8 protein-coding genes are annotated in these 7,004 nt (G+C 35.1%); 7 read left to right on the plus strand and 1 reads right to left on the minus strand.

What is annotated here, in order from left to right; genetic code table 11:
- Positions 1-167: 167 nt before the first annotated feature.
- The 5 genes from FYJ58_RS14240 (at position 168) to FYJ58_RS14260 (ending at position 3,989) form a co-directional block, all read left to right on the plus strand.
- Positions 168-689 carry a C-GCAxxG-C-C family protein gene (locus tag FYJ58_RS14240; RefSeq protein WP_154520348.1) on the plus strand — a complete coding sequence of 174 codons (522 nt, stop codon included), beginning with the start codon at positions 168-170 and terminating at the stop codon, positions 687-689.
- Positions 676-1,596 carry a TDT family transporter gene (locus tag FYJ58_RS14245; RefSeq protein WP_154520349.1) on the plus strand — a complete coding sequence of 307 codons (921 nt, stop codon included), beginning with the start codon at positions 676-678 and terminating at the stop codon, positions 1,594-1,596. Before FYJ58_RS14240 ends, FYJ58_RS14245 begins: the two co-directional genes overlap by 14 nt.
- 238 nt (positions 1,597-1,834) lie before the next feature.
- On the plus strand, positions 1,835-2,356 hold the full coding sequence (locus FYJ58_RS14250; protein WP_154520350.1) for a folate family ECF transporter S component: 522 nt from the start codon (positions 1,835-1,837) through the stop codon (positions 2,354-2,356).
- Positions 2,357-2,456: 100 nt separating this feature from the next.
- Positions 2,457-3,005, plus strand: coding sequence for an amidase domain-containing protein (locus FYJ58_RS14255; RefSeq protein ID WP_154520351.1), 549 nt, complete (start codon positions 2,457-2,459; stop codon positions 3,003-3,005).
- A gap of 30 nt (positions 3,006-3,035) precedes the next feature.
- Complete coding sequence (locus tag FYJ58_RS14260; protein WP_154520352.1) at positions 3,036-3,989, plus strand: tRNA dihydrouridine synthase; 954 nt, start codon at positions 3,036-3,038, stop codon at positions 3,987-3,989.
- A 148-nt stretch (positions 3,990-4,137) separates the two neighbouring features.
- Here the strand turns inward: FYJ58_RS14260 and FYJ58_RS14265 are convergent, their stop codons facing one another.
- Positions 4,138-4,842, minus strand: a complete 705-nt coding sequence (locus FYJ58_RS14265) for a FadR/GntR family transcriptional regulator (RefSeq protein WP_154520353.1) — start codon at positions 4,840-4,842, stop codon at positions 4,138-4,140.
- Positions 4,843-5,088: 246 nt separating this feature from the next.
- Here FYJ58_RS14265 and FYJ58_RS14270 point away from each other — a divergent pair, with 246 nt between their 5' ends.
- Both FYJ58_RS14270 and hypB read left to right on the plus strand, forming a co-directional pair.
- A complete protein-coding gene (locus FYJ58_RS14270) occupies positions 5,089-6,069 on the plus strand; it encodes a DUF5692 family protein (protein ID WP_154520354.1) in 981 nt (326 codons plus the stop codon).
- A gap of 49 nt (positions 6,070-6,118) precedes the next feature.
- Positions 6,119-6,802, plus strand: a complete 684-nt coding sequence (hypB, locus tag FYJ58_RS14275; protein WP_154520355.1) for a hydrogenase nickel incorporation protein HypB — start codon at positions 6,119-6,121, stop codon at positions 6,800-6,802.
- The last annotated feature ends 202 nt before the right edge of the window (positions 6,803-7,004 follow it).

Here is a 7,004-nt window from a genome sequence, read left to right on the forward strand (position 1 = left end):
ATAGTCGGTAAAGATTCTTTGTAAGATATTCATAACCCTATTATGCAGGAAAAATTAACAAAAAGAAACCCCTAAATTCCCTCAAGATTGAGGGCAGGGGAGTTGAAGTGTCGAAGACACTTTTTTACAAATCTAAATTACTATTAAAGAAGTTGGAGGAGAAGGAAATGAAACAGGAAGTTAGTTTAAAGAAAGTGATTGAAGATGCAGAAAGTAATTTTCGTGGAGGCTTTTTTTGTTGTGAAGCTTTAGTAAGTGCAATTCGCGATAATTTTGCACCGGAACTACCAAAAGAAGTGATTGCAATGGCATCAGGAATGGCTGTTGGGGCAGGACATTCCGGCTGTATGTGTGGCGCATTGAATGGTGGTATTATGGCACTTGGAATGTTTTTTGGAAGAACAGAGCAAGAAGGACCAAAAGACCCTAAGGCCGTAAAGTGTATGGAATTAACTCATGAATTACATGATTGGTTTAGAAAAGCGAATGGCAAAAATTCTGTCTGTTGCCGTGTACTGACAAAAGAGTTTGATATGGGAAAAGGAGAACATAAATCTCAGTGCATTTATTTCACTGGACTTTGTGCAGGGAAGGTAGCGGAAATACTGATTCGGGAATTCGATCTTACCAATATAGATGAAGAGCCGGCAGAAGTTGTATTGGAGGAAAAAATCAATGGAAAATATTAAAAAAGTTCCGATTCCGCTTTGTGGTGTAATGCTTGGCTGTGCTGCATTAGGCAACCTGCTGCAAAGCTATTCGGAGGGAATACGATATCTGTTTGGAATGATTGCGTTTTTTTTATTTATTTTGATGATTTTAAAATTAATCCTATATCCGGGCATGATAAAGGAAGAGTTAAAAAACCCAATCATGGCAAGCGTATCAGGAACGTTTTCCATGGCATTGATGTTACTTAGTGTTTATTTAAAACCATGGATTGGTCGAGGAGCTTTTGCTGTCTGGATTCTGGCAATTATCCTTCACATTGCTCTAATCCTATATTTTACAGTAAATTTTATTTTTAAATTGCAGATGCCGAAGGTTTTTGCAAGCTATTACATAGTGTATGTTGGAATTGCTGTGGCAGCTATTACTGCACCGGCATATGAACAGTTTACGATTGGAAGCATTGCCTTTTGGTTTGGCTTCGTAACGCTTATTATGTTATTTGCTTTGATTACGGTACGATATATTAAATACAAAGAAGTACCACAGCCGGCGAAGCCTTTGATTTGCATTTACGCGGCACCGGTTAGTCTTTGTCTGGCGGGATATATCCAGTCTGTGACACCGAAATTAAAAGGAATGATAGTGGGAATGTTAGCAGTGGCAACGATTATTTACATTTTTGCTTTTATAAAAATGTTGGGTTATCTGAAACTTCCATTTTATCCAAGCTATGCGGCGTTTACATTTCCATTTGTTATTAGTGCGATTGCAACGAAGCAGACAATGGTGTGCATGAAAAATTTAGGAAATCCAATTCCGGCTTTAAAATATATGGTTTTAATTGAAACAATTGTTGCGACTGTTTTAGTTGTGTACACACTGATTCGGTTTTTGCTATTTATATTTGCAGGGAGCAAAAATTGATTTCTTTGCTTCGCGTTAAATAGGAGTAGAATAAAAATGATTCTAAGAAAGGGTTCTGTTTACTGCAGAGCCTTTTCTTATAACTATTTTTAGAGTGAGTTAGATTTATAATTCTAATTGCTACTAATTCGTATATGTGTTAATATAGCTTTGGCAAAATACAATCGGTAGATTGCAAGTAAGAAAAAGGAGAAAGTTACGCAAAATAAACGATAAGTTTTTCGTAACAGTAGATGCTATGAACAAGAACAAAAGATGGAACATTAAAACATTGACAACACTAGGGGTACTTATAGCATTAGAAATAATATTATCCAGATTTTTATCCATTCATACATGGAATATAAAAATTGGGTTTAGTTTTGTTCCTGTTGTAATAAGTGCTTGCTTATTTTCACCAATTGTCACAGGATTGATGGGCGGAATTAGCGATGTAATAGGAGCAATGTTATTTCCTGTTGGAGCTTATTTTCCAGGATTTACATTGACGGCATTTTTGACGGGCGTTGTATATTCGATGGTTCTTAAGAAAAGCCAAAGTATAAAAAATATTATAGTTGCAGTACTTATAGTGCAAATATTAGGGAGTCTTTTGCTAAATACACTTTGGATTTCGATTTTATATGGAAGTCCGTTTGGTGCATTACTTGTTACAAGAATATATCAGACCGTGATTATGTCTGTTGTTCAGATTGTAGTAATTACAATAGTAAGTAAGAGATTAGTTCCGATGTTAAAAACGGTTTGTATGGCAGCATAAATAAGTATTTAAATTGATAAAAGATAACTTCAAATTCCTCCAGTTCCTTTTTGGGGCATTGTGTATATAATAGAATAAGTGAATGTTTGGAGTCATTAAGATGCTGACAGATATCCCTTATAATCGTTCTCATGTATACGAGTATGCAATAAAATGGGCATATGGGAGAAATCCTCTATTTTATAATTTTTCCGAAATAGGGGGAGATTGCACTAATTTTGTTTCGCAGTGTGTTTATGCGGGATGTTGCACAATGAATTTTGATACGGTTCGGGGCTGGTATTATATATCAACGGACAATCGCACACCATCTTGGACCGGCGTAGAGTTTTTTTATGATTTTATTGTCAATAATACAGGAATTGGTCCGTTTGCACGAGAAGTTAGCGAAGGAGAGTTAGATATAGGAGATGTTATACAGCTTGGTCAGAGCGAGGGAGATTTTTATCATACGCTCGTTGTGACTGGATTTGCTGAAAACACATATCTTGTATCTGCACATACTTACGATTCACTGAATCGTAGATTGGACAGCTATCAATATGAAAGGAGCCGTTTTTTGCATATTGAAGGTGTCAGGATAGCAGTGCCGGATAGTACTAGCTGTTTCCAAGGGGTAGTAGAAGGGACTCGAATTTTTCCACAATAAAAAAATAAGTAAATATAGGAGAACAAAATCATGAAATTTTACCTTGCACCAATGGAGGGAATTACAGGATATGTATATCGAAACGCATATCATACTTATTTTGGTGATGTTGATAAATATTTTACCCCATTTATTGCACCAAATAAAAATCAATGTTTAACTTCAAGAGAAAAAAATGATATTTTACCACAGCATAATAAAGGACTTTATGTTGTACCGCAGATATTAACAAATCAGGCAGAACATTTTATTGCAACGACAAAAGTATTAGAAGAATTGGGATATCAAGAGGTGAATTTGAATCTTGGCTGTCCGTCAGGAACGGTTGTTTCTAAGTATAAAGGTTCTGGATTTTTAGCGAAGAAAGATGAACTGAATCAGTTTTTGGAACAAATCTATAACACATGTGATGCTAAGATTTCAATTAAAACAAGAATAGGAATCGACAATCCGGATGAGTTTTATGATTTGCTGGAAATATATAATCAATATCCAATCGAAGAGTTAATTATACATCCGCGTGTCCGGAATGATTTTTATAAAAACAAACCGAATTGGGATATGATGCGAGAAGCTGTTCAAAAAAGTAAAAATCCACTCTGTTATAATGGTGACATTTTTGCACCGGGAATGTACAAAAAATTTAAAGAGGTGTTTCCAACAATTGATACAGTTATGTTGGGACGTGGTATAATAGTGGATCCGAATCTGGCAGGTGAAATAAAAACAGGTCATCAATTAGATAAAATAACATTGAGAAAATTTCATGATACTTTACTGAGCGGATATCAAGAGCTATTATCCGGCGACAAAAATGTATTATTTAAGATGAAAGAACTTTGGTTTTATATGATTCATGTATTTTCTAATCATGAAAAATATGCAAAAAAGATAAAGAAATCCCAAAGTCTTAATGAATATAAGACAGTTCTTTCCAATTTGTTTGAGGAGCAGGAAATTGTAAAGGCAGATAAAAGAATTTAGAGAAGAACGAAAGAATAAATTTGAGGGCTTTCTAATGTACCGACCTCCCCAAGAGTTAAATTTTTGGTCTAACTCTTGGGGAGCGGTACATAATAAGAATTGTTAGAAAGCCCTTAAATTTATTTTATACAGCTAATAAAATGTTTCTTTAATAATAAATAGAACGTTCACCATCAATACTTTCATTTAAAAATGTTTCAATCCAATGAATTGCTCCGTCTGTGTCGTGATTTTTAATATAAAGCCATAACTGATAAGTATTTTCATACAAAGCGGGTATTCCATATAAAGTACAGAATCGTTCCCAAAGAGTCAGAACAGGAATTTTAAAAGAATGGAACATTAATGGAATTAAAGTATTGCCGGAAAGAAGAGCAAGTTCATGTTGAAATTCAAACGCAGCATTACAAGCTTCTTCGATTGAGCCGGCATTTATAATTTTTTCTGTCTTTTTATAAAGCAGATGAATCTGTTCATCGGTAATCCGTTCGATAGTAAGTTTAGCTGCAAGTGAATCAAGGGCAATTCGAATTTCTAAAATAGAACGAATCTCTTCTTTTCTTAATTTTCCACCATTGTAATTCATAATCGCAATTAAAGTATCTAATGTTCCATTTCTCCGGTAATCTGCAACAAATGTTCCAATTCTTGGTTTTACGATTAAAAATCCTTTTCGTTCTAAGTCAGCAATGCCTCCATTTACAACAGCCCGGCTGACCTGCATAGCCTCGGCAAGTTCGCGTTCGGATGGAAGCTTTTCACCAATTTTTAATCTGCCTGATAGAATTAGATGTTCTAATTGTTCAATAAATAAATCTTTTAAAGAGGGAGAACAAAGTTTTGTAAATTCCATAAAAATACCTCCTTGTCAGTGGTATAACCACATACCAGTTAAAAAATTAACTATATTATACTGTATAAAATTATAAAAAACAAGAGAAAAATCATATAAAAATAGAAAAAACATACAAAAAATATTGATTTATCGTTAAAAGAATGTTAAAATTATATCATACTATTTCGGACTGAATTACCTGGTATGACCAGAGTGTCTTTCAGGAAATAGAAAATGAGAGGGAGAGGAAGGAGAAAGTTTAATATGTTTCAATTTAATTATGAAGCGGGGGCTTCAGCAATCAGTGTCTGGCTTGTTTGGATTCTGGTATTTGTAACGTTATTTTTATTGAATGAGGTATCCAGGAGGTATAAATATTGTGGATTTTTCTGCTTTATTGTTTTACCTGTGATATTATCAATTCTTTGGTTTACTACGTTAAATGATACGACCTATTTAGACTGGTTCCATTTGGCAAAAGTATATTCATCGACAGCCGGTTGTATTGGCTTTTGGTGTATTCGTTATATACATGGAACGAATAAGAAAACCGGAAAAGAGTGGAGATTGTCAGAGCAGAAATGGGCATTATGTTTTCCACCACTTATTTTGGCAATTAATATTTGCGAGGCGGTTGGACGTGATTTTCAAGTCGGAATTCAGTATGCAGGTGGGGGAACATTGGCAGACGAAGCAATGTATGTAGTTGGCGGTTCATGGAATTACATGAATGCAATTGCAGGAATTCTTAACATCATTACAATTACAGGATGGTTCGGCATTTGTATCCGGAAGGCAACGAAAAAAGATGGAAGTCACGATATGTTATGGCCGGATATGATGTGGTTCTGGATTGTTGCATATGATATTTGGAATTTTGCTTATACTTATAATTGTCTGCCAGGTCATGCATGGTATTGTGGCTTTGCGTTACTTCTCGCACCAACGGTTTGTGCGTTTACAATTGGCAAAGGTGCATGGCTCCAGCACCGGGCTCACACACTTGCGTTGTGGTGTATGTTTGCCCAGACTGTGCCTGCGTTTATTGATGAGGGAAAATTTGCAGTTGCATCTTCTTATAATACAACGGCATTGTTCGTCGTAAGTTTTCTTGCATTAATTGTAAATATAGTAGTTGCCGTGTATATGATTTATAAGATTGTAACAACGAAGAGAAATCCTTATAAAGAAGAGCTATACGTTGATTTAGCAAAATACAAAGAGATAAAAGAATTGGCAGAGTAGAATAAAAAAATAAGAGATAGAAAGAGAACAAGTAAAAAAGGAGAAGGACATGAGCGAATTTAAAATTCTGGAAATTAAGCAGAGCGTATTTGATGATAACAATGAACAAGCCAAATTGCTTCGGGAAAGCTTGAAGAAAGAAAAGACTTTTTTACTTAATTTAATGTCGTCACCGGGTTCTGGAAAGACAACAACATTAAAACAGACAATTAAGGCATTAAAAGAGGAATTAAGTATTGGAATCATGGAGGCAGACATTGATTCGGATGTAGATGCACAGACAATATCAGAAACTGGAGCAAAAGTTATTCAACTTCATACAGGAGGAATGTGCCATCTTGATGCAGAAATGACAAAACAAGGCTTAGAGGGACTTGGAACAGAAGGGATTGACCTTGCAATTTTAGAAAATGTAGGGAATCTTGTCTGTCCGGCGGAGTTTGATACAGGAGCTTCCAAAAATGCGATGATTTTAAGTGTTCCTGAGGGGGATGATAAGCCATTAAAATATCCTCTTATGTTTTCAATTGTCGATGTGTTATTAATCAATAAAATTGATGCAATCGACTATTTTGATTTTGATTTAAAGAAATGCGAAGAACGTGCAAAAAAATTAAATCCTGATATAAAAGTTATTCCAATTTCGGCAAAAACCGGTGAAGGAATAGAAGAGTGGGCAGACTGGCTTCGCAAAGAAGTTCAGAGCTGGAAAGAAGATGATTCTGATAAATAATAAATAAAAGGTCTGGAGGAAAAGGGTAACATGGTAAAGGAAAAGGTACTTGATCTTGCAAATCATATCAGTAACAAAGGTAGTGTCAAGTAAGTTATGAAAAAACAGAGCCAACAAAATAGGCTCAATAGAACCTTGAAAATTGTAGATATTTATTCCTATAAGCTCTCCGAGGGCTTAGGGCGCTGCCCTAAAAACCCGC

Source organism: Velocimicrobium porci, from assembly GCF_009696045.1.
GTDB classification, from domain to species: Bacteria; Bacillota; Clostridia; order Lachnospirales; family Lachnospiraceae; genus Velocimicrobium; species Velocimicrobium porci.

Coding starts and splice junctions, on each gene's coding strand:
- FYJ58_RS14245 (WP_154520349.1), top strand. CDS start 676: ATGGAAAATATTAAAAAAGTTCCGATTCCGCTTTGTGGTGTAATGCTT.
- hypB (WP_154520355.1), top strand. CDS start 6,119: ATGAGCGAATTTAAAATTCTGGAAATTAAGCAGAGCGTATTTGATGAT.
- FYJ58_RS14255 (WP_154520351.1), top strand. CDS start 2,457: ATGCTGACAGATATCCCTTATAATCGTTCTCATGTATACGAGTATGCA.
- FYJ58_RS14240 (WP_154520348.1), top strand. CDS start 168: ATGAAACAGGAAGTTAGTTTAAAGAAAGTGATTGAAGATGCAGAAAGT.
- FYJ58_RS14250 (WP_154520350.1), top strand. CDS start 1,835: ATGAACAAGAACAAAAGATGGAACATTAAAACATTGACAACACTAGGG.
- FYJ58_RS14265 (WP_154520353.1), bottom strand. CDS start 4,842: ATGGAATTTACAAAACTTTGTTCTCCCTCTTTAAAAGATTTATTTATT.
- FYJ58_RS14270 (WP_154520354.1), top strand. CDS start 5,089: ATGTTTCAATTTAATTATGAAGCGGGGGCTTCAGCAATCAGTGTCTGG.
- FYJ58_RS14260 (WP_154520352.1), top strand. CDS start 3,036: ATGAAATTTTACCTTGCACCAATGGAGGGAATTACAGGATATGTATAT.